The 21593-nt window shown below is 53.9% G+C and carries 23 protein-coding genes and 1 tRNA gene; 9 read left to right on the plus strand and 15 right to left on the minus strand.

The window, feature by feature from the left end; translation table 11 throughout:
• The first annotated feature begins 87 nt into the window (after positions 1-87).
• The 3 genes from AWJ19_RS26200 to AWJ19_RS26210 all read left to right on the plus strand — a co-directional run bounded on the left by AWJ19_RS26200 (position 88) and on the right by AWJ19_RS26210 (position 4125).
• Positions 88-1833, plus strand: a complete 1746-nt coding sequence (locus AWJ19_RS26200) for an SNF2-related protein (RefSeq protein ID WP_082708121.1) — start codon at positions 88-90, stop codon at positions 1831-1833.
• Positions 1830-2894, plus strand: a complete 1065-nt coding sequence (locus tag AWJ19_RS26205) for a YqhG family protein (protein WP_068728166.1) — start codon at positions 1830-1832, stop codon at positions 2892-2894. The genes AWJ19_RS26200 and AWJ19_RS26205 overlap by 4 nt, the downstream gene beginning before the upstream one ends.
• 154 nt (positions 2895-3048) lie before the next feature.
• A complete protein-coding gene (locus AWJ19_RS26210) occupies positions 3049-4125 on the plus strand; it encodes a hypothetical protein (RefSeq protein WP_128083700.1) in 1077 nt (358 codons plus the stop codon).
• Between the two features lie 565 nt (positions 4126-4690).
• On the opposite strand, the gene AWJ19_RS26220 is transcribed toward AWJ19_RS26210, so the two are convergent.
• Positions 4691-4879, minus strand: a complete 189-nt coding sequence (locus tag AWJ19_RS26220; protein ID WP_068728169.1) for a YqzE family protein — start codon at positions 4877-4879, stop codon at positions 4691-4693.
• A gap of 181 nt (positions 4880-5060) precedes the next feature.
• Here AWJ19_RS26220 and AWJ19_RS26225 point away from each other — a divergent pair, with 181 nt between their 5' ends.
• Positions 5061-5837, plus strand: coding sequence for an N-acetylmuramoyl-L-alanine amidase (locus tag AWJ19_RS26225; RefSeq protein WP_068728170.1), 777 nt, complete (start codon positions 5061-5063; stop codon positions 5835-5837).
• On the opposite strand, the gene AWJ19_RS26230 is transcribed toward AWJ19_RS26225, so the two are convergent.
• From AWJ19_RS26230 to AWJ19_RS26240, 3 genes are all read right to left on the minus strand, one after another.
• Positions 5824-6741: a divergent polysaccharide deacetylase family protein gene (locus AWJ19_RS26230; RefSeq protein WP_068728171.1), complete on the minus strand. Its 918-nt coding sequence runs from the start codon at positions 6739-6741 to the stop codon at positions 5824-5826. The two genes, AWJ19_RS26225 and AWJ19_RS26230, sit on opposite strands and share 14 nt — an antisense overlap.
• 84 nt (positions 6742-6825) lie before the next feature.
• Complete coding sequence (locus AWJ19_RS26235) at positions 6826-7929, minus strand: glycerol dehydrogenase (RefSeq protein ID WP_068728172.1); 1104 nt, start codon at positions 7927-7929, stop codon at positions 6826-6828.
• 107 nt (positions 7930-8036) lie between these two features.
• On the minus strand, positions 8037-8543 hold the full coding sequence (locus tag AWJ19_RS26240; RefSeq protein WP_241781897.1) for a MerR family transcriptional regulator: 507 nt from the start codon (positions 8541-8543) through the stop codon (positions 8037-8039).
• Positions 8544-8758: 215 nt separating this feature from the next.
• Here AWJ19_RS26240 and AWJ19_RS26245 point away from each other — a divergent pair, with 215 nt between their 5' ends.
• Complete coding sequence (locus tag AWJ19_RS26245) at positions 8759-9628, plus strand: SDR family NAD(P)-dependent oxidoreductase (protein ID WP_128083701.1); 870 nt, start codon at positions 8759-8761, stop codon at positions 9626-9628.
• 116 nt (positions 9629-9744) lie between these two features.
• Here the strand turns inward: AWJ19_RS26245 and AWJ19_RS26250 are convergent, their stop codons facing one another.
• Entirely contained in the window at positions 9745-10671 is a 927-nt protein-coding gene (locus AWJ19_RS26250) for a hypothetical protein (RefSeq protein ID WP_068728173.1), read from the minus strand.
• A 154-nt stretch (positions 10672-10825) separates the two neighbouring features.
• Between AWJ19_RS26250 and AWJ19_RS26255 the strand changes: the two genes are divergently transcribed.
• On the plus strand, positions 10826-11671 hold the full coding sequence (locus AWJ19_RS26255; protein ID WP_068728174.1) for a YihY/virulence factor BrkB family protein: 846 nt from the start codon (positions 10826-10828) through the stop codon (positions 11669-11671).
• Between the two features lie 78 nt (positions 11672-11749).
• Here AWJ19_RS26255 and AWJ19_RS26260 read toward each other — a convergent pair whose 3' ends face one another.
• Positions 11750-12658: a GNAT family N-acetyltransferase gene (locus AWJ19_RS26260; protein ID WP_068728175.1), complete on the minus strand. Its 909-nt coding sequence runs from the start codon at positions 12656-12658 to the stop codon at positions 11750-11752.
• Between the two features lie 52 nt (positions 12659-12710).
• The gene (locus tag AWJ19_RS26265) at positions 12711-13169 is read right to left on the minus strand and encodes a MarR family transcriptional regulator (RefSeq protein ID WP_198536648.1); all 459 of its coding nucleotides are present in this window, start codon (positions 13167-13169) and stop codon (positions 12711-12713) included.
• Positions 13170-13304: 135 nt separating this feature from the next.
• Here AWJ19_RS26265 and AWJ19_RS26270 point away from each other — a divergent pair, with 135 nt between their 5' ends.
• Entirely contained in the window at positions 13305-14171 is an 867-nt protein-coding gene (locus AWJ19_RS26270; protein WP_068728177.1) for an SDR family NAD(P)-dependent oxidoreductase, read from the plus strand.
• 11 nt (positions 14172-14182) lie between these two features.
• Here AWJ19_RS26270 and AWJ19_RS26275 read toward each other — a convergent pair whose 3' ends face one another.
• The 3 genes from AWJ19_RS26275 to AWJ19_RS26285 form a co-directional block, all read right to left on the minus strand.
• Positions 14183-15382, minus strand: a complete 1200-nt coding sequence (locus AWJ19_RS26275; protein WP_068728204.1) for an MFS transporter — start codon at positions 15380-15382, stop codon at positions 14183-14185.
• Between the two features lie 116 nt (positions 15383-15498).
• Complete coding sequence (locus AWJ19_RS26280; protein ID WP_082708122.1) at positions 15499-16530, minus strand: ROK family protein; 1032 nt, start codon at positions 16528-16530, stop codon at positions 15499-15501.
• Positions 16531-16719: 189 nt separating this feature from the next.
• Positions 16720-16803, minus strand: a tRNA-Leu gene (locus tag AWJ19_RS26285).
• Between the two features lie 178 nt (positions 16804-16981).
• Between AWJ19_RS26285 and AWJ19_RS26290 the strand changes: the two genes are divergently transcribed.
• Complete coding sequence (locus tag AWJ19_RS26290) at positions 16982-17434, plus strand: hypothetical protein (protein ID WP_068728178.1); 453 nt, start codon at positions 16982-16984, stop codon at positions 17432-17434.
• A gap of 74 nt (positions 17435-17508) precedes the next feature.
• Here the strand turns inward: AWJ19_RS26290 and AWJ19_RS26295 are convergent, their stop codons facing one another.
• The 3 genes from AWJ19_RS26295 to AWJ19_RS26305 form a co-directional block, all read right to left on the minus strand.
• Complete coding sequence (locus AWJ19_RS26295) at positions 17509-17727, minus strand: hypothetical protein (protein ID WP_068728179.1); 219 nt, start codon at positions 17725-17727, stop codon at positions 17509-17511.
• Between the two features lie 85 nt (positions 17728-17812).
• Positions 17813-18130 (minus strand): hypothetical protein, encoded by a 318-nt coding sequence (locus AWJ19_RS26300; protein WP_068728180.1) that lies wholly within the window; start codon positions 18128-18130, stop codon positions 17813-17815.
• Between the two features lie 106 nt (positions 18131-18236).
• Positions 18237-18809, minus strand: coding sequence for a xanthine phosphoribosyltransferase (locus tag AWJ19_RS26305; protein WP_068728181.1), 573 nt, complete (start codon positions 18807-18809; stop codon positions 18237-18239).
• A gap of 180 nt (positions 18810-18989) precedes the next feature.
• Between AWJ19_RS26305 and AWJ19_RS26310 the strand changes: the two genes are divergently transcribed.
• Positions 18990-20105 (plus strand): hypothetical protein, encoded by a 1116-nt coding sequence (locus AWJ19_RS26310; protein WP_068728182.1) that lies wholly within the window; start codon positions 18990-18992, stop codon positions 20103-20105.
• Between the two features lie 6 nt (positions 20106-20111).
• Here the strand turns inward: AWJ19_RS26310 and AWJ19_RS26315 are convergent, their stop codons facing one another.
• Together AWJ19_RS26315 and AWJ19_RS34930 are read right to left on the minus strand one after the other, a co-directional pair.
• Positions 20112-21281, minus strand: coding sequence for a hypothetical protein (locus AWJ19_RS26315; RefSeq protein ID WP_068728183.1), 1170 nt, complete (start codon positions 21279-21281; stop codon positions 20112-20114).
• Positions 21229-21468, minus strand: a complete 240-nt coding sequence (locus AWJ19_RS34930) for a hypothetical protein (protein WP_128083702.1) — start codon at positions 21466-21468, stop codon at positions 21229-21231. Before AWJ19_RS34930 ends, AWJ19_RS26315 begins: the two co-directional genes overlap by 53 nt.
• Positions 21469-21593 lie beyond the last annotated feature (125 nt).

Consider the following 21593-nt stretch of genomic DNA (forward strand, 5'->3'; position numbering starts at 1 on the left):
TTTTAGTCTCTGTTATGAATTCTCTTTTTTACGAGCATACTACTTTTACGCATTCCGATATGAGACCTTGCCGGAGGAGGCTGCAACATGATGCAATTATCCCGCAATTCCTTACCGCAGGAGGAGGGCACATCCGCCCCGCTGCTGCCGGTTCCCCTGTCCTTTGAACGGAACTGGCTGCAGGATCTGGAATCCAGGCTGGAAAAAGGCGGCCCCTGGGGCGACTGGAAATTATCCAGACTGGCTGTGCAGGGGGAACAATGCGGCCTTGTCACCAGCTTTGACGAGCTGCAGTGCACGAAGCATTTGTCTGGCCTGTCCCCGCTGCCTCACCAGCTTGATACCGCCCATAAAGTACTGTTTGAAATGTCCGGCCGGGCCATTCTTGCAGATGAGGTGGGGCTTGGCAAAACAATTGAAGCCGGCCTGATTCTGAAAGAGTATCTGGTACGCGGTCTGGTGGGCAAGGTACTGATTCTGGTCCCCGCTTCTCTTGTGCTGCAGTGGGTCCGGGAGCTTAATGCCAAGTTCGGAATTAACGCCGTCGCCCAGAAAAAAGCCTATTCTTGGAGCAATGACATTGTTGTCGCCTCCCTTGACACGGCCAAACGTGATCCGCATAAGGAGCTGCTGTTAAGCTCTGAATACGACATGCTGATTATTGACGAGGCCCACAAGCTGAAGAACAAAAAATCAACCAATTACCAGTTCGTACAGCAGCTGCGCAAAAAATACTGCCTGCTGCTCACCGCGACGCCTGTCCAGAACGACCTCGGCGAGCTGTTCAATCTGATTACGCTGCTGAAGCCGGGACAGCTGGGTAACCAGGGCGATTTTGCCGCCAATTTTGTTGTCGATAAACGCCAGCCGAAGAACGAGGTGCAGCTGCGCGGCGAGCTCTCCAAGGTGATGATCCGCAACCGGCGCGGCGAGGGGCCTGTTACCTTCACAAAGCGCAAAGTACGCAATATTCCGCTTACTCTATCACCTGAGGAAAAGGCACTCTATGACGGGGTTACCGCGTTTGTCAAAGATACGTACCAGGAATCCGGCGGTAATCTCAGCAGCATGCTCTCTCTTGTGACGCTTCAGCGTGAAGTCTGCAGCAGCCGTGACGCTGTCTTCATTACTCTTGTTAATCTGATCAAAAAGCTGCCTGCCGATTCGCCCAAACGTGACCGGATGATGGAGCTGCTGCAGAGTATCCGCACAGTCAAGACGAACACCAAGGCGGAAAAGACGATGGAGCTGATCCGGGATATGAATGAAAAGGTGATTGTCTTCACGGAGTACCGGGCTACCCAGGAATATTTACTGCAGTACTTCCGTGATCACGGGCTGCAGTGTGTACCTTATTCCGGCGGAATGAACCGCGGCAAAAAAGACTGGATGATGGATCTTTTCCGCGGACGCGCCCAGGTCATGATAGCCACCGAAGCGGGCGGCGAGGGCATTAACCTGCAGTTCTGCCACCATATGATCAATTTCGATCTGCCCTGGAACCCGATGCGGGTGGAGCAGCGGATCGGCCGGGTACACCGGCTGGGCCAGCAGAATGATGTCGTCATCTATAATCTGTCTACCCAGGGAACGATCGAAGAGCATATCCTCCATCTGCTGCATGAGAAAATCAACATGTTCGAAATGGTTATCGGGGGGCTGGATGTCATTCTCGAACGCTTTGAACAGAAGGAATCACTGGAAAAAAGCCTTTATAAAATCATGCTGGAAGCCCGCAGCGACGAGGAGCTACGCAGCGGACTGGATCATATCGGCGAGTCGCTGAGCGAGCTGTCCCAGGAAACCCGGCAGGAAAGCGGGGTTACGCCATGACGCTGAATGCACAGGAGGTCCGCAGGCATGTGATGGATTATCTGGAGGCTACCGGCTGCACTGTTATCGAGGTTTCACCGCTGCATGTAACGGTCAAGCTCTCGCCCCGCGCCGACCGGATGCTGACCGACAGGCCCTATTACTGGGGGTTCGTGGAGCGGACAGGCGCGGAGCCGGAGACGCTTTCCTTCACCTTCGTATTTGATCCCGAGCAATATGATCATGCCGCAGCTCAGGCGGCTGCAGCTCCTGCCCGGCCGCGCGGCGGTATGAATCTTCCGCCGGCAGCTGCGGTTCAGCCGGTCAGCACAGAAATGGAGGCTGCGTCAGAGCCTGCCGAGGGCGCTATTGGCGGCTCCCCGAACGGTGCGCCGCCCGGAGTTTCCACGGACCCGCAGGACAGCATCCTTGCCCGCTACTTCGGCATCGTGCCGGCACTGCCGCGGCTGGGTCCGGGCCTGATCCGCCGTGAGGATGTCACCTACGGCAGCAAGCGGCTCAAGCAAATCTGGCACGCTGCGAGAGATGAAGGCAAGTGCCTGCAGCTCTTCGAGGACCCTGGCAGCAGACAGCGCATGACTTTATTCTCGGCAGCCTATGAGCCTTGGCTTGGCGTATGTTATAAGGTCGAAATGACCTGCGATCTCAAGCGGGAGGAGCTGCATTTCCTCGGCATCTCCCTGACCACAGGAAGAATTGTCCCTGATTTCGGCACCAGGCTGGGCAGTCTGGAGCTGACCCCCCGCCTGCCGGAGAATATTCATATCCAGCCCTATGAGCTGACCGTTTCAGGCGGTGCGGACAGGCTGGAGAGCTATCTGACTGAGCAGCTCGCCGGACTGGATTACAGCTGGGCTGAAGAAGCCCGGGAGCGGCTTAGGCTGGAGCTCAGCATCGTGGATCTTTATTATTCGGAGCTGCTTAAGGAGCCGGACGAGGAGAAGAAGCAGGCCATCGAAGAGCAATATAACGCCCGGCGGACCGAAACTGCCTGGCAGTATGAGCCGCAAATCGCAGTTTCCGCTGTCACATATGGTCTGTTTCATCTGCGCAGCTCATAGAATACGACCAGGTCTGCTAAAAGCAGGCAAAAAAACAAGCCGTATTCCCCGCAGCCGCGCGACAGCAAGCAACAGCCTTTTCAGGGCTTGTCTTCTACAATAGCTGTAGAGGACAAGCCTGTATGATTTTGGAAGAAGAAAGGTGAATGATGAGATGAAAGCATCAGCAAGACCACAGGCAGTGCCTTGGCGCCGCCGGCTGTTCCCCCTTCTGTGTCTCGGACTGGCCCTGCTGCCTGCAGCTGCGGTGGTTCCGTCAGCAGGTGAAGCAACTGCTCAGGGCAGCCGTACTGTTGTGCCACAAGCCGTTTCTCAGGCGCTTCAGCCTGACCTCTCCATAAAGCCTCTGCCGTCACCCAAAACTCTGCAGGAATTTACTGCCGATACAATCAGCAGGTTATCTGCAGCCGCACCTTTTACAGCATGGAAGAATGCCGAAACGGAATATTACCCGCTTGGACCAGGCACACACAGCTGGCTGATCAATGTGCTCAGCGGCGGGCAGCGCATCGGTTATCTGATCATCTCTGCTGCTGAAGACGGCGGCTATATGCTCAGTGAATACGGTGCGGGTACGACCGGACTTCCATACAGCTTGACCGAACTGCGCCAGTTTGTGGTGCAGGAGGCCCTTATTCCCTCATCCTATTCAGGCAACGCCGAACTCACAGCTCTTTATGCTCCCATGCTGCCGGTATGGAAACTGACCGTTGATAAACAAACCTACTATATTAATGCTGTAACCCTGCAGCTTCTGCCCTGGAATTCAGCCAAGGCTGATGCTGTCCTGGAAGGGACCCTGCCGTCAGCCGATGTGGTAACCAGCAACGGCAGCCGCTGGTCTCCGCTGCAGGCCAGCCTTAGCGGCGGCCAGGATGATCCGTATGCGGATATCCGGTGGCTGGCCAGCTCCAGGCTGAAGGCTGTAGACAGCGGCAATGTTGCCGTCCTGCTTGGCAAGGGACGGGCCCTGGCCTATCAGTCGCCTGGAGCGAATGATACGACCGGCGCTCCTTTTATGATCACCGGCTATCAGAGCTGGCGTCCCTCCGTCCAGGAGAATGCCAAAAACAGCCGCACAGTGATCTATGCCGCTACAGGCGGAAAGGGTCGCCGCTATCTGCCCTTTGCCCTGCTGCAAAAGACGGGGACCCTGCATAAGCTTCCCGATACACAGGGCAGTGATTTGGCTTACGGGACTGAGACTGACGCTGTTACAATGTTGCGTTAGCTGGTGAAGTTGCGCGTCTGCCGCTGTTAAGGTGTAACTGCTGTAAAGTTTGTGTTAGCTGGTGGATGAGTGCACTTGCTCCAGCAACTGATTTAGATGACTTCGTAAGCAGCAGTTTATCAGTATTTGCTCATCACCGATTACTACAAGTCACGCTAACGGACTCTAGAATCTTTATTCACCGCAAAACTAACTTTCGTATACGTTAACGGACTCCAGCGCCGTTAATAAGCGGCGTTTACCTTCCATTGGGCTGATTTGGCAACAATAAGAGCGCAGCGGTCCGTTAGATTTTCGAATGGTCTCATACAGCATAAATAGCGTCATCACGGTCCGTTAGCGGGCTGCAGACGCGGGTTGCAGTTGACGATTGACAGTCTGAGGCTCAAAATTCCGGGTTTCCATCCGCAACCATCTTTGCGGCAGACCACCAATTCTACAGTCCGCTCGATCCAGATAAGCTTACCTCTAAACACAAAGCAACCTTCCCGGTAGTTGTCGTAATACGGCCGGGAAGGTTGTTTTATTTGCGTTAGACCCATGCTGCGCTCCTTGTATCCGTAGTTCACTTACGGCCCTCCCGGGTCCATTTGCTCCGCCAGATCGACAGGCCAAGCGGCAGCATGCCGAACCATTTTTGCGCCCAGGGCTGCTTCTCCGCTCTGCGCCGTTCCCGGCTGGCCTTCGGATCCTCCATATAGACTACTACCTTTTCGGTAATGTACTTTACCAGATCATCTCCGCTGGAAGCCATTATCCATACCTCCCTTTAGATCTACACTTCATCCGGTCCGTGCCGGACCTCTATGGATCTAGTGTGCTCGAAAGGTGACCTCTCTAAACCGTCAGCAGCCCGTATAGAGTTGCCTTATACAGCACAATCTAACAAAGATACCACCGGATGAACCAGTAGAACGTGCAAGGAGGTCATACACTTGAGAAATGCAAGCTTGCGGTCTGCCGGCTTTGATAAAAAGACTGTGTACCGGAGATGGCGCAGATGGACCATTCTGCTCGCTTCAGCGGGACTTATGGCGCTGCTGGCCGGACCTGCCGATGCCGTGCAAAAGGAGCCTTCGGCGGCCCCGGCGCCTCTGCAGAAGGATGAACGCCGGCAGGTGCTGGGCCATGATCAGCGGATTATCCTGATTGATGCCGGGCACGGGGGAGTTGACGGCGGAACCTCCCACGGCGAGATCCTGGAGAAGGACATTACACTCGCGATCTCACGCCGGTTGTTTCTGCTGCTGCGCAGCGACGGCTTCGACGCTATCCTTAACCGTACCGGGGATTACGCCCCGAGCGACGAGAACCGCTGGCTGCGCAGCAAATCCCGCCATCTGCGCGATCTGGCCCAGCGCAAGGAGCTGGCCGAGACTCTGCCTGCAAATGTAGTTGTCAGCGTACACATTAACTGGGCGCCTTCACCCGCCAAGCATGGGCCGTTGGTGCTGTACCGCCAGGAAGGGCGCAGCTTTTTGCTGGCCAGGTCGATCCAGGACCAGCTGAACAAGCTGTATGGAATGAAGACCGACCCCAGACCCGGCAAGCCGTTCTATCTGCTAAATAAAATAACCGCCACAACGGTAATCGTTGAGGCGGGATTCATAAGCAGTCCGGAGGACCGCAGCCGGCTCTGTACGCCTCATGGGCAGGAGGAGCTGGCTGAGGCCATTGCCGGCGGGATCGCAGCCTACCTTATGGAAGTGTAAGCCGCGCATCCCATTTCCATTCTTCCTTAACCAGATCCGAGATGCCGACAAAGTCCACACTGTCCTTCAGTTCTTCAATGCCGCTGCGGATGCCCGCGGCGGTCTCTTTGCCCTGAATGCCGACATGCCCGATGGTTATACAATACCGCTGGTCCTGTGCATGCTCCTGTACCAGCCGCATTTGCTTCAGGACATGGCCTGCAGAGTGGACATCATCAAGGAAGATGTGGTTCTCCACCGGGGGAAGCCCTTGCTTACGGGCAAGCTTACCGGCTATTGAACGGTAATTGGTATGGCTGTCTACAAAAAACAGTCCCCGTTCCCTGCAGACTGCCAGCACAATGCCCATTACCCGTTCATCCCCGGTCACCTTGGAGCCCATGTGATTGTTGATACCGATGGCGTAAGGGACATTATCGAGCGCCGTTTCCACCCGTTCCCGTACCTCCGCGTCGCTCATACTGGTCAGCACAGCTCCCGGTCCCAGCCACTCCGGCTTGCCCTGGCGCGGCTCCATAGGCAGATGCACCAGCACATCATAACCGCGTTCATGCGCCCTCTTGGCGTCCTGCTCCGTAGTGGACAGGAACGGCATGACCGCAGCGGTAATTTTGACCGGCAGTGCGAACATTTCCTCTGTGCCGCGCATCCCGTTGCCGAAATCGTCAATGATGATCGCTACCTTGCTGCGGGCTGCCTGTGCCGGCTTATTTCCAGTTGCCTGCACATCATCGATCCTGGAGGGCTCCCTGACTGCTGTGGACCTGTCCCCCTCTGCCCTTATTTCAGAAGCTGCTCCCGCTGCAGACGGGGCTCCCGGAATCAGAGATGTCATAAGGACAGCTACAGCAGCATAGGAGAGGAGCTTGCGGCAGCTGGGCAACGGGTACTGGCTTTTGTTCATAAGAAACGCCTCCTTCGTCTATAACTAATACTCTCATTGTTTGGAATCCGCAGGAGTAATATGTACAGGCGGGATGCGCAATAATTAACAGCCCTGCCCAGTCTGCCGTCCAAGGAGGTCGGCTGCCAGCAGCGCTGCATATACATCCTGAGGTGCCACCGCAAACGGCATGTTTTTCATCGGTCCGTCTTCGGCACAGCTGGCCGCAGCAGCTGCCATAAGCTTCTCCTTAGAAACACCTCCAAGCCCCATCTGATCAAGGGTAAGTGGCAGCCCAACCCCACGGCAGAAGCCGGCAACGGCAGCAGTCTCCTCTTCCGGCGCCTGCTCCAGCATCAGCTGAGCCAGGGTGGCGAAAGCCACCTTCTCTCCATGCAGTATGTGCCGGCATTCTTCAAGCACGGTCAGCCCGTTATGAATAGCATGGGCTGCAGCGAGGCCGCCGCTCTCAAAGCCTATACCGCTCAGGTAAATGTTCGCCTCAACAATGCGGGCAACCTGCGCGGAGGCTCTGCCCTGCCGGACATCCTTCAGGGCGCAAGGCCCGTCCTGGAGAAGGGTATCATAGCAGGCCCGGGCGAGAGCCAAGGCAGCGATCGAGCCCACCCCGCCGGCTTGAGTGAAAGCGCCCGACCTGCGGCAGGCTCTCGCTTCAAAGTAGGTCGACAGCGCGTCTCCCATCCCCGCTGCCAGCAGCCGGGCCGGTGCCTTAGCGATCAGCCCGGTGTCGGCGATTACAGCATCAGGGCTGTGCCGCAGGGACAAGTAACGGTCAAATTCTCCTTGTTCCGAGTACAGCACAGATACCGCGCTGCACGGCGCATCCGTTGAAGCAACCGTCGGAACCACAATGACCGGCAGTCTGGCGTAGTGACTGACCGCCTTGGCGGTATCGAGTGTTTTGCCTCCGCCGATCCCCAGAATGACCCCTACCCTGTCAAGATTGAGCTCAGAAACAATCTGTTCCACTTGCACAAAGCTGCACTCGCCCTTAAATTCCCTCACCTGGAGTCCCATCGCCTCCCGGGCAAAGCTGCTCCGGATCTCCTCACCATATACAGACAAAATATAAGGGTCAACGATTGCATAAGCCTCCCCGGCTTCCATTTGTACACAATAGGCTCCAAGCCTGGCTATCTCGCCCTCACCCTGAATGTACTTTGACGGTGCATAAGTAACCTGTCTCATGCCGATCCCTCCTTTTTCCAATTGACCTTCATTGTAAAGAAGCCCTGCTCCCTGCGCTATTAAAAAAGCCCCAATCCCGGCGGGATGGAGCTTTAGCAGGCAGTTATCTATTTTTTTCGGGCAGGCATCCGTTTGACATCTCCGGTCAGTGTACAATCCTCATTGCGGGTTCCAATGCCGCTGACGGTAACCTTGTTGTCGATGAAATCCACGATCTGCTGCAACGAAGCAATCTGATCGAGGATATTTTGCTTGTGGGTCTGGATTTTGTCATACAGCTCCGGGTATTCACTCAGCGCGGAATCCGGGGTCTGGCTCAGATAGGGACGCATCTCGTCCAGCGGCATTCCGGTTTTTTTGAGGCAGACAATCAGCTTCATCCGCTCCACATCCGTCTCGCTATAGATCCGGTGCGTGTTCCCTTTACGTTTCGCCCGGGGCAGCAGCCCGATTTTTTCATAGTAGCGGATGGTATCCTCGGCAATACCGGTAAGCTCCGCTGCTTTTTTAATGGAATACCCCTCCTGGGCTCCCTCTTCTGCTCCACCTGCTTGTTCTTCCTTCCCCAGTTCTTCTTTCGCCTGTTCCATTCCAGCTTCCGTCGCCTCTATCAATTCCTGCACCTCCAGAATTTCCCGGCCTATTCTTGAGCCTGTAATATCCGATTAACTTATTGTATAACTTGGAGTCAGCTCCAAGTCAAGCGCCTCATTTTCCGCCAAAACATCCCTTGACTTGGAGTCGGCTCCAGGTTATAGAATGAAGCCCACCATCAGATTTGCCGAACCGGCTATCCTGGTCACTATATTTAAACAAAGGAGAGATATCAATGAATGAACAGTATAATCATGCCAGCCGCGGAACCGTGCTGATTACCGGAGCCAACAACGGCATCGGACTTGAGCTGACCCGTAAAATGCTGGGCGAGGGCTGGCAGGTCGCCGCGCTGATCCGCTCCGCTTTTCCTGCCGGTGATCCTCTGATAACTGAAGCTGCAGCCAGCAAAAGGCTGAGGATATACAACGCGGATTTGACCGATTTCGTAAGTCTGCACCAGGCTCTGGATGCAATTAAAGCCGGCGAGTCCAGGCTTGATCTGCTCTTTAATAACGCCGGAGGCAGTTTTTCGGAACTAAGCTATTCCGCACAGGGCCGTGAGCTGCATTTCGAGCTGCAGACGGTTGTCCCGTATATTATCACTATGGAAATGAAAGAGCTGCTGCTGAAGGGTTCTGCACGGACCGTCATCAACACGTCCTCCAATGTGATCCTCAGTGTACAATCCTTTGACCCCGCCCTGCTGGAGCGGCCCCGTTCCTTCAGAAAGCTGTTCGGTCCGTACGCCGTCTCCAAACTGGCGCTGTCCCTGTGGACCAAGGAACTCGCACCGCAGCTCGCTGCCGAGGGCATTATGATCCGCAGCGCAGACCCTGGGGGCAACAACACGCTCCGCAAGGATAAAAATTCAGGCCTGCCCTTTTATATCAAGCCCCTGATGAAAATGTTCTTTCACCATCCAAGCTACGGTGCCGGTCTGTTGTATAATGCCGCTTTGGGCAGACACAAGGATCAGCCGGGTATTTTCCTGATGAAGGATAAGGAATCCGCCCTGAAATTCTCTGAGCATGCCCCTGCCGTTCTAAGTAAGGTCAGGGATATTTATGCCCAGGAGTTCTCAGCCATCCGTAAAAGCTCCTAACAGCGTTCCCGCAATATAGCCATCCTGCTAACCAGGCAGAAACGGATAAAAAGCGGCGTCGCAAGCTCTCTCCCGGGAGAACAGCTGCGCCGCCGCCTTATTTATTTTCCCCGTATTCAGTCCAGCCGCCCGAAGGCCCGTAAAAACTGCAGCTTCTCCAGCGCAATCCAAGCCTTCCACCAGTATTCGCTGACGGCAAACTCCCGCTCATAGCCGGCCCAGCTCCAGTTCAAGTTCCATATGCCTTCCCCGTTGCGGCTTTCAAGCGTATAGTCCAGTTCCTTCTCGACAATAGCTGCATTGTCTTCGTAGCCCAAACTTTCCCGCTTTTGAATGAAAAACGAAGGTTTGCAGGTATAGCCGTTCCAGTCACCGGCATCCCGCTGCAGCAGGGCATTAATCCGCCGCGCAGCCGCTGCGTTCATCTCAGCGTAAGCGAACTGCTCCTGCAGTCCTGCCAGGGCGATATACTCAAGCAGCGTAACGACACATTTGAGCGGATGCATCTCGATCGCCGGTTCCTGTAAAAAAAACACTTCAAGCTCCTTCGCAATCGCGAAGCCGCGTGCATAAAGCGCGCTGTTCCTGTCAGCATACCGCAGAATGAAGCCGGCCAGGATCGCTGTCGGATTGAATATGCTGCGTGCTGTGCTCTCCGAGCCCATATTCCACCAGGGTGCATGCGGATAATCGTTGTTAGAGGCAATAACATTCCGCCATGTGCTGCCGTCCATTTCGGCTCCGCTGTCCAGATACCTGAGTATGCCCTGAACAACGGGATGATCTCCGTCCTCAAAACCAATCTCCATCAGCATATCCGCCCCGGTTGCGGTCTGAAGCGGCGAGGAATACGGATTCCAGGCATCCGGCTCCAGCGCATTTCCGAATCCGCCGTCTTCATTCTGGTAGGCTGCCAGTGCCGTCAGCACAGCAGTCGATCCGCCATTCTCGAAATGAAACTGCCACTTTGCCAGTTCAAGCGGACGGGCATTACGGTAAAACCAGTTTCTGATCCCTTGAAAATCCTCGCGTGCAAGCTTCATCCACATTCCCCTTTTATTCAATTTACGCTGCCCAAGCAGCCCTTACCCCTGTATTATATACCTGACAGGCTGCATCTTGGCTGTGATGTTGTTCAAGCAGGTTAATATTATAAACATACCAGTGCATATTATAGAGTACGCAGAGGAGGGAATTATGAAGAAGAATGCCGCCGGAATGTACGCTTTTGCCAAAGAGCTGTTCAACAAAATTAAAAACGATGATGTGCAGGGCGTCAGTGCGCAATTAACCTATTATCTCATCCTATCCCTGTTTCCGTTCCTGATCTTCATCATGACGCTGATCGGGTACGCCCATATTTCCCTGGAGGACAAGATTCAGCAGCTACAGCCGATTATGCCGGCCGAAGCCTACTCTATTATTGAAGAAATTCTGCAGGATGTCTCCGAGGGGCGGAGCCAGGCCCTGCTGTCGTTTGGTATGCTGGCTACACTGTGGGCCGCCTCGAAGGGAATCAACGCCATTATCAAAGGCCTCAACCGCGCTTATGATATTGACGAGAGCAGGGTCTTCTGGAAGGTCAGGGGGATCGCTTTTCTGGCTACGCTGTCCATCGGCCTGGTGGTGCTGCTTAGCATTCTGCTGCTTGTATTCGGGAGCTGGCTGAAGACACAGGTCTTTTTGCTCACTGATCTGCCTTATGGTCTGCAAAAGCTCTGGGATCTGCTGCAGTATGCCGTCCCCTTATTTGTTATGTTCGTGGTATTCACGCTGCTCTACTGGATCGCCCCCAGCCGCAGGCTTCGCCTCAAGGAGGTTATGCCGGGTGCGCTCTTCTCTACCGTCGGCTGGATCGTCACCTCTGTCCTTTTTTCCGTCTATGTCAATCAATTCAGTGATTTCACCAAAACCTACGGCAGCCTTGGCGGGGTTATGATCCTGTTAATCTGGCTCTATATCAGCTCAATCATCATTCTTGCGGGCGGAGAGATCAATGCGCTTCTGCTGAACCGCAGGACTGTTCCGCACAGCCGGACCTGAATTTGTATATCCCAGCATGACAAAAAGGTACTTTCCATGTATGGAAGGCACCTGTCATTATAGGATCGTAACGGGTATTTATACTCCGGACCCGTTAAGTTCGTATTTGCAGCAGACTGCAGATTCAGCCTCCCTGAAGCCCTCACCGGTATACAGCGCCTTTGCCTGTTCATTTTCTGCGTTCACACACAGGATACTCCGGCTATATCCGTTATTCTTTGCCGTGTGAAGCGCTGCCCGCAGCAGGACTCTTCCAAGACCTTTCCCCTGATACTCCGGCAAAAGCGCCAGCGGGCCGATGTTCATAATCGGCTCACCGCCGTATTCATCGTCCGAGCCGCGAACAACACCCACGGCTTTGTCCCCGTGGTACAGCAGCAGCATACCATTCTCAATATAATCCGCTCCTGCAGTCATTGTCTTTACCATCTCCGGAGTTACCGGCGTTTCACTGCCCTGCAGTCTGGCGAAACCGGCATTTCTGACCTGACACCATACATCCTCATCTGCCCCCGGCCGAAACTCTCTCAGATTAAAGGTTTCCGGCACACCCGCATCCGGCAGCTCCCCAATGTCACGGATAAGCAGATAAGAATACCGCTCCACCTTGAAACCCGCGGCAGCAAGCTTTGACAGCTCACCCGGATTGGCAGACGGGACAAAAATATTCAGCTTATCCAGTCCGGCCTTATGCTGCAGAACCGCCTGCAGCAGTCCGCGGTACACTGCCGGGTCCTCAGGCTCTGCATGCAGAATCCGAAGCCGCGCCTTCCGCCCTCTGCGGGCGTAATCATCTAGAATCAGCGAAGCCGCCCCGGCTATGTCGCCCTGCGCATTTACTGCAATGTATGTAGGATTCTCCGCATTCAGTTTAAACGCTGCAAGATCTTCGTCGCTGAGATAGGAATCATCCAGCAGACTCCGGTGCTTCCGGCAATAGTCCAGAAAGCCGTCGATTTCCCCCAGCTCCAGTGCTTTGATTATCAAACTCTCTCCCCCTTCGGTATCGAAAATACTTTCAGTTAAGCTCACCCCGATTTCAAGGGTTCAAACCGTTAAACTGCTTAAGCATTTCAACAAATTCATAAAGCCGCTCATCCTTCCAGCCCGCAATCCGCTCATAAAAAACAGCGCCCTTCTCTTCAAGCGCCTCCACGATCTTCTCCTGCCCGTGCCCGGTGAGCGAGAGAAGAATGGCCCGCCCGTCCTCTGGAGATGACTCTCTCCTCACATAACCCAAGGCTTCCAGTTGTTTGATCAGGCGGCTTACCGAGCTGCGGTCCATTGCTGTGGATTCCGCCAGCACCGCAGCACTGGCCGGGCCATAAGAATACAGCCAGCGGATGAGGTGAAAAGCCGCCGGCTGCAAAGAATCATCGAAACGGGCTGCCGCCCTCACATTGATAGCATGGGACGCGCTAAGCAGCGCATTCAGCTGTTCTCCGAGCGCTGCCTCAAGCGCTTTTCTCCCTGTATCAGCCAAGGAATCTCTACTCAATCTGTTCACCTTTCTTCCTTCAGTTCAGAATGAACATCCAATATAGTTGGTTGACATATATCAATCATATTAATATGATGGACATATATCAACTATATTACTATACTATTATATCACACGAAGGAGACTGAACTCATGTCTAAAAATCCTGTAGCAGTCATTACCGGAGCCACCAGCGGACTCGGGCAGCTGGCTGCCGCTAGGCTGGCGCAACGCGGCTTCAGGCTTGTTTTGACAGCCCGGAGCAAGAAGCGTGCCGAAGCCGCAGCACTTATGATCAGACAACAAGCACCGGGGGCGCATATCGACTTTTATTACGGTGACCTCTCGTTAATGAAGGATGTCCGCAGAGTCGGACAAGAAATCCTTTCCTCTCATCCAGCAATCGACGTATTGTTAAACAATGCCGGTATCCATGCCTTTGAACCGCGTGTCACTTCTGAAGGCTATGCTGAAATGATTGCTGTCAATTATTTAGCGCCCTGGCTGCTGACCCAAATCCTTCAGCCCTCTCTATTGAAGGCCGGACAGGCCCGGGTGGTCAATGTTGCCTCTGAAGCCTCACGCCGTCATGGAACGCTGCAGCTGCCAGAGGATTTAAGTAACACCAGCCCTTTTACAGCACGCGGCTCATCCGCGCTTTACGGCAAAACCAAGCTGCTCAATATTATGTTCACCGCTGAGCTGGCCCGCAGATGGTCCGGCAGCGGAATCACTGTGAATGCCCTGAATCCTGGATTTAATGTCACTGGACTTGGACGTGAACTCAGGTTCGCCGCGATGCTTGAACGGTTGTTAAAGCTGCTTCGTATCGGCGACCCGCGCAGAGGAACAGAAATCATACTCAGGCTCATTCTGGAGCCTGAATACGGTAAAGTAACCGGCGGATATTTCAATGTCGGAACCGGCAGCTCCATTGAACCGGTCTTCCCTGGCAATGATGCAGCACAGCAGAGAAAACTGTGGGAGGCTACTGAAGAGCTGCTCTGCAAAAGGGATTAACGGGTGCCGGTTCAGATCAGTTCGCCGCGTTTTTTCAGGAACCGGTACAGTACAAAGGCACATACCGCACACAGCAGGGCACACAGGCCGATAAATCCGTATCCCGCCTGTAACCCGTGCAGCAGGGCATTCGGGTTATTGTCACCATATAGCTTCTTCACCGCTTCGATTACAAAGCCGATCACATAGTTCCCGATTACACTTCCCAGTCCCATCATGGTAACTGTAAAGGTAATGGCTGTATCGCTTCCGTTAGGATACCGTTTGGCAATAAAGGCCATAACAGTAGGATAGATCATCGCAATCCCTAAGCCAGCAGCCGCGAACAGAAATGCCAGGGACTCTCCTCCGGCAATCGCCGTAAAGGTACAAACGGCGGAGAAGCCCGAGAAAATAATCAGCGACAGGGTGAAGCCGATTTTGTCCGTCACCGGTCCGAGCACAAGCCTGCCGACTGAAAACAGCAGGAAGAACACAGACAGCAGGCCGGAAGCCTTGACGGTATCCCAGTCATATGCCTTCTCCAGAAAATTAACAAGCCAGCCGCCGACGGCCAGCTCAGATACAACGCCGAAGGACAGGATCAGCACCATCCACCACAGGGCAGGGTCCTGTCTTAATTCCTTGAACGGCGTACGGTGCTCAGCCGGCATATCATCACCCGGAAAGGAGCTGCGCAGCGCAGTCAGAATCGGCAGCAGCGAGAGTGAGAGCATGACCAGATACATTCCCCGCCAGTCCAGTTCATGTCCAAAAAGGTGCACAGACATCATGCCTGTAGCGATTAGCGGGGCAACCGTGGAGCTTAATCCGTAGAAAAAGTGGGACAGGTTCATCATAGTCCCGACATTTTTGACAAAAATACGTGCTCCCAGGATAGCCAGCGCAATCTCCAGCATCCCGTTACCGATGTACATCAGGAAATAAGAGGCCGCGAACGCAGGATAGGCATGGGATACAAAGATAAAAATACCGGACAGCAGCATGGAGGCAAAGGACATGATGCTTGTCGCTTTGATTCCGAACTTACGCACCAGTATAGCGGTGAATGAACAGGCGATCAGATAGCCGAGGGCGTTCAGGGACAGCAGACTCCCCAGCTGCTCCTCGTTCAAAGCAAAGTCAAACTGAATCCGCGGGATAGCCGGTCCTTTAATATTTTCCGAAATACCGAAGATAATAAAGCCTAAAAAGATCGTTACAAGCTGCATGGCATAGGTTTTATTGAATGAGGTTGTGCGCTGTTTCAACTTGATGGCCTCCTGATGGATTAGATGTTATTAGACATATGGTATAACAATGGACAACGGAACCGCGCGGTCGTTCTTTATTTCCTTTCCACCAGCTGCAGCCGGTAAGTGAGACTTTCCAGCGTAAGCGCAGTTAGACCAGCCCTGTATTCTTCCTGTGTATTATTTTTGATAAGCAGCACCGGCAGATGCTCCTCCGGTATGTATTGCCGGCAGCCGTCAAGTAGCTCCTCTGTCATCGAAGGATTGGTCAAATCGCCTGTGACCGCAATGGAGACCGGATTAAGGACCGTTATTATGGAAGACAGCATATGGGCCGCTACGGACACGAACGTATCCTTGTTATGAAGCCTTTTCAGCTGCTCCTCCCGTGAAAGGCCAACCGGAAAATAAGAGATCTCCCCTGCAAAATTGGTTGAGCCCGTCACCATGCGCCCGTTAACGATAAAGCCCGCTCCCGGAAAATGATTGTCAGGAAAGGTCACCACGGCAAACGGCTGATCCTCCTCCAGGCTCTGAAGCTGATAAAAGCCGTACACTGTAGCATTCATATCATTCTCGATGATGATGTCCATATTGTACTTCTCACTAAGCTGCTCACCCAGCGGCACCCCGGCAAGTGCGGTCACATCACAGATTCCGATAACCCCGCGGTGCGCGACTCCCGGAATGCCGATGCCGGCTGCTTTTACATTGCGGTGTTTCCCGGCAAGTTCCCCGACCAGAGAATGAATGGTATCGGCATCTATATAGTCAAAATGCCGGGCCCCCTCCTCCACCAGATCACCTGCCAGATTAACAATAAGGTAGGTTATGGAATGACGGCCGCCTTCCGTCTTCACCATCAGACACAGCACACAGGCATAATCAGCATTGAACATATACTGCCTGGCAGGACGCCCGCCGCTCGATTCCTCCAGCTCCAGTTCAATCACCTCACCGCTGCGGACCAGCTCATTCAGAATACTGCCGCAAGTGGCCACGCTCAGCCGCGTCATATTGGCGATTGACGCCTTCGTGCCAGTACCGGCAGCCTTCAACGTATTTTTGACCAGCTCAACATTGATCTTCTTGACTTGAGCGGTGTTATGGGATATTGGCATTGGCATTGTTGTCCCCTTCCTGTTTTCCTGAGTTCTTACAACTATTTTAATAAGTGCAAATATAATGGCTTTGGGCTCTGCTGTCAAGAAGACGCAGTAAACAATGGATGAGAACGCGGGATACGCATATAACTAATTTCACGCAAAAAAAGACCCGTAATCGCCTAAGCCATTACGGGTCTTTCTTCATTAGGATGCGGTCGAGAGGACTCGAACCTCCACGGTATTGCTACCACACGGACCTGAACCGTGCGCGTCTGCCAATTCCGCCACGACCGCAAATTCTGATGTGCCACTCTCGCGGCCACAAGATAGATCTTACCATGTACAGACATAAGAGTCAACATATTTTTATTTTCATTTCTTTTCATTATTTTTTGGATAATTATTGCTTTTCATTATAAATTTAAGGTATAATAAGAACAAAAGTTCGCATACTATAAATGAGGTGATTTATATGGCGACTACTAGAACCACTCTGAACACACCAACTATTCCTGAAGATATAACCAAAGACGAACTGTCCCTTGTGAGAAGCTATCTGCTGCTGACGTTTATTCATAAAGTATTCGAGCGTGATTGCCGTGTAATCGGCAAGAGCGGTTTATTCAAGACTCCCCAGCTCTATATGGAGCTGGTTACGGGCGCAACCAAGAAGACCTCGCTGATGCTGCAGGAGGTAACCCGCGAGCTGACCTCCCACAATCTGAGGATTACCACAATCCGTCAGGATCAGCGCGGAGTTGAAGCCTCCTATGCCTGCCGGGGCTATACCGGCGAGATCAACATCCAGTGGCCCGGCTTCCGTAATGAGATGATGCAGCGCATGCGCGCTTATCTCGGACTGAATCCGGAACTCGCCGTACTGCCCAAGAACGAGAGCGTTGAACAGATGGCTATGTCCATCTGATTGTTATCAGCCTATATGCGAGAAGCCCCGTCCATACCCGGACGGGGCTTCTCTCACGTTTAACGCGCTTTATCTTATAAATCCTCCAGCCCTTTGCGCGGCTCCGAGTACGGCTGGAAAATGTAATTGCGGTCGAGTTTGACTACATGCTTGTTTGGTCGACGCACCATCACCTGGGTCTCATTCCAGGCCAGGATTATGCCTCTTACATCATTGCTCTGGAGTGCGTCACGAATGACACGCACCTTCTCACCGGACAAACGGTAAGCATCCAATTCTTCATCACTGATCATATTCCTAACCCTCCTTAAGAAATAGCTTGTCCATTCAAAAAAAGACCCAAATGAGAATCCATTTGGGTCTTGCTTGACTAAGATCCTATATCAGCGCTTCATTCTTCTCAAACCAGAAATCAAGAACTTTAGCGGACATCACACGTTGTTCCAGGTATTCGACCTGATTGTCTGTGAAATTCTCTTTCCAGTTGAATTCCAGCTCTTGGCACAGACTGGTGATCGTTAAAAGTTCCGACCAGGCAACATAACGTTTATACCAGAAAAATTGAGGATGTTCAATCATATAGGGATACAGATCGTCGAACTCTGTGTGTTTACAATCCAGGGCACGCTCGAAATGATCCTTGGCCTCGGTTAGCTTATCAATAAAAAATTGCTCTGTCACCGGTTCTTTCCCCATTGTGACGCCTCCTCTCCTATGTCTAATCTTTATTATAAAGGAAAAGTTATAGGGTGAAAAGAAGATGTTTTAAAAATAGGCTTTTGTTTCGATATTTGTCACTGAATTAATCGGCGAAATGAACCTTTCCGTCTTCCAGAGACTCTATGCGGACTAGCGATTCCAGACGGATACCCTGATCCCTGATCGTACGGGCGCCTGCCTGGAAGCACTTCTCCACGACGACTCCCATCCCGGCCAGCTCAGCGCCGGAACGCTGGATAATCTTGATCAGCCCGCGCGCAGCATCCCCGTTGGCAATAATATCATCGATAAAAAGAACCTTATCTTCCCGCGAAATATACTGGCGGGACAGCATGATGTCGGTAACAATCCCTTTGGTAAAGGACGGAACCCGTTCGCACAGGGCATCAGGATCAGCCAGCAGCGTTTTTTTGCGGCGGGCAAATACAAGCGGCACCTTCATTTCCAAAGCGGTGGCAAACGCCACGGCAATACCCGAGGATTCCACAGTGACCACCCGTGTGATCCCTGCATCCGCGAATCTCCCGGCAAACTCCCGTCCCATTTCCATCGTCAGGATCGGATCAACCTGGTGGTTGAGCAGGGCATCCAGCTTCAGCACCTGATCGGAATGGACAACCCCTTCCTCTAATATCCGCTGTTTCAATACTTCCATTGACTTAGTACCCCCATTACCTTAATAATTCCAGACGCTCCGCAGCCGCAAACCTTCATTTCACCTGTGCGGAAGTCATGTCCCTCTGGCTATCATCATAACCTGTACTATATGGACTGCACAAGGCAATCCGGCGGGCACAGCCCATTTTTATAATCAGAGCACATGAGGAGTGAAGCCATGAAATCGCATGTCCGCACGCTGCAGATTGCTTTCACCTATATCGGCACCATTGTAGGCGCAGGATTTGCTACCGGCCAGGAGATTCTCCGTTTTTTTACCCGGTACGGCCACTGGGCCCTGCTAACCATCATGCTCTCAAGCGTTCTGTTCATTTGGCTCGGCACCAAGATGATGGTCATCGCCCGCCGGATCGGTGCGGATTCGTATGAGGACTTCAACCGCCATCTGTTCGGTGAAAAAGCGGGCAGCCGCATCAGCCTGTTCACCATGGTCATCCTGATCGGGGTCAACAGCATCATGCTGGCCGGCGCCGGGGCTATTTTTCAGGAGCATCTGGGTTTGCCTTATCAGGCGGGACTGCTGATTACAGTAACCGGCTCATTCTTTTTGCTGAAGCGCGGAATGTCAGGTATTATGCAGCTTAACAGTCTGGTCGTGCCGCTGATGCTTACTCTGTCGCTTATCATCATTTTTAATACATTCGGGCTGCCAGGAGCGGGACGGTTTCTGTTTCTGCAGACGGACAGCAGCACCTTTGGTGCCTGGATGTCCCCCTTACTCTACACCGCCTTTAATCTCAGCATGGCCCAAGCTGTGCTTGTCCCGCTGGCCCGGCATACTGAGGACGAACAGACGCTTGTACGCGGCGGTATTCTGGGCGGCATCGGCATCGGCTTCATGCTGCTGGCTGCGCATTTCGCCATGAGCTCGCAGATGCCCGGCATTCTGCAGTACGAGGTCCCGATGGGTAGCATTGCCTTTCGGCTCGGTTCCGCCGTTCAGCTGATTTATCTTCTGCTGATCTTCCTGGAAATCTTCAGCACCTTCATAGCCAACATTTACGGCGTCAGCGTACAACTGCAGCAGCGCCTCCCGATTGCCCCCGCCCTGGTGACTCCGCTGCTCATGCTGTTCTGTTATCTGTTCAGCCAGTTCGGCTTCAGCTCGCTGCTCGGATTATTTTATCCGATCTTCGGTGCTCTGGCCCTGGTATGGGTCAGTATGCTGCTGCGCGCGCCGCTGTCCCCTCCGCCTCCCGGCCCTGAAGGGAAAGACAAGGCTAAGGGCATAACGATTGTTGCGGTTAAGCCGGTTGTGCGGGGGCGGAAATGAGGGAAGTTAGACGGATATTACTGACGCGGCAGGAATAATCCGCATTGCCGCATCCGCAACATAGCGGTGACAGGTCATCATTACGATCTGCCTGGTTGCCGACAGTTCGCCTATCACGGCCAGTGCAGCAGATAAGCGGCCTTCATCAAAATTGACGAACAGATCATCCAGCATCAGCGGCAGCCTGATCTGCCGGCTCATGGTTTCGGCCAGAGCCAGCCGCACCGCAAGATACAATTGCTCCTGTGTGCCGCGGCTCAGCAGCCCGCTGTCGAGCAGACCTAACGCTTCGTGCTCAGCTTTTAACTCTTTATGGCCAAGGGTCATAACAATTCTCCGGTATTCCCCCTGTGTGAGCTTTGCAAAATAGGCAGAAGCCAGCTGCAGGACCTGCGGCTGCTTCTCCTGCTCATATATCCTTCTCGTCCGCCCGATCAGCTCTGCTGCCAGTGCCGTCACGGCGTACTGGCCAGCCAGCTGACGGAGTGCCGACCGCTGCTCCTCCAGCTGCTGGCTGACAGTGTCCCCCATGCAGCGCTCATGCAAATGCTCCTGCTCCTGCAGCAGCTTGCCCCTTTGCTCCAAAAGAATATTCCGCTCTTCTTCCAGGTTGACCGCAGCATTTTCGGCAGCAGAGCGTTCCTCTTCAAGCGCAGAAGCATCGTGCTGCTCCAGCAGCAGCTGCAATTGATCTGCTCTGCCGTCTTCCCAGCCGGTGAACATCGCCAGCTCCCATTGGCGGATCGCTCTCACAAGCTCCGCCCGCCGCTGCACTGCCGAAGCGCGCCGCAGAAAGTCCTCGCCGTCCCCGGCTCCGCCTTCACGCAGAAGAGCACTGCTCCGATGCACCAGACCTTCCAGCTGCCGCCTGTTCTCCTCCAGCTCCTCATGCATTTCCGCCATCCGGGCAGACATTCCCTCCCTGCGAAGCAGCTCACTCCGCAGCAAATCCCACTCCCGTTTCCGGTTCTCCAGCCAGCCGAAAAGAGTGAACAGAGGTACATCACCGCTGTTGCTCTCTCCAGCCTGCTGCAGCAGTGACAAGGCTTCATGCTCATAGGCTTCACACTCTGCTCCAAGCTCCCCGAGCCGCGCAGTCAGCTTGTCACGCTGGCGGAGCAGCTCATTTCCCTGCTCTACCAGCGCAAACAGATCCGGCAGCCCTTCCGGTGACAAGCTTCCGGCAGCTTGCGCTGACGCAGCCAGTCTGTGTACCGGCCGTCGAGTTCAGCGAACTCGCCTCGGCGCGCTCCAGCTCCTCTGCCAGGGCGCGCTCATGCCCGGCGAGCGCCTCTGCTTCTGTCCGGCATGCTTCGCACTCGCCGGACAGCCGGTCCATGCGCTGCTGCCAAGGCCGTTCCACGCCTCCATCAGGCGGCGCAGCTCCCGCATGCCGGCCTCAAGCGGCCGGCATCCATGCCCCTGCTCTCCCGCTCCGCGCCGGAGAGCAGCAGCGCCAGCCGCAGCATCTCCCGCTGCGGCCGCTGC

Source organism: Paenibacillus sp. DMB5 (assembly GCF_001517085.1).
Lineage (GTDB): Bacteria > Bacillota > Bacilli > Paenibacillales > Paenibacillaceae > Paenibacillus_AQ.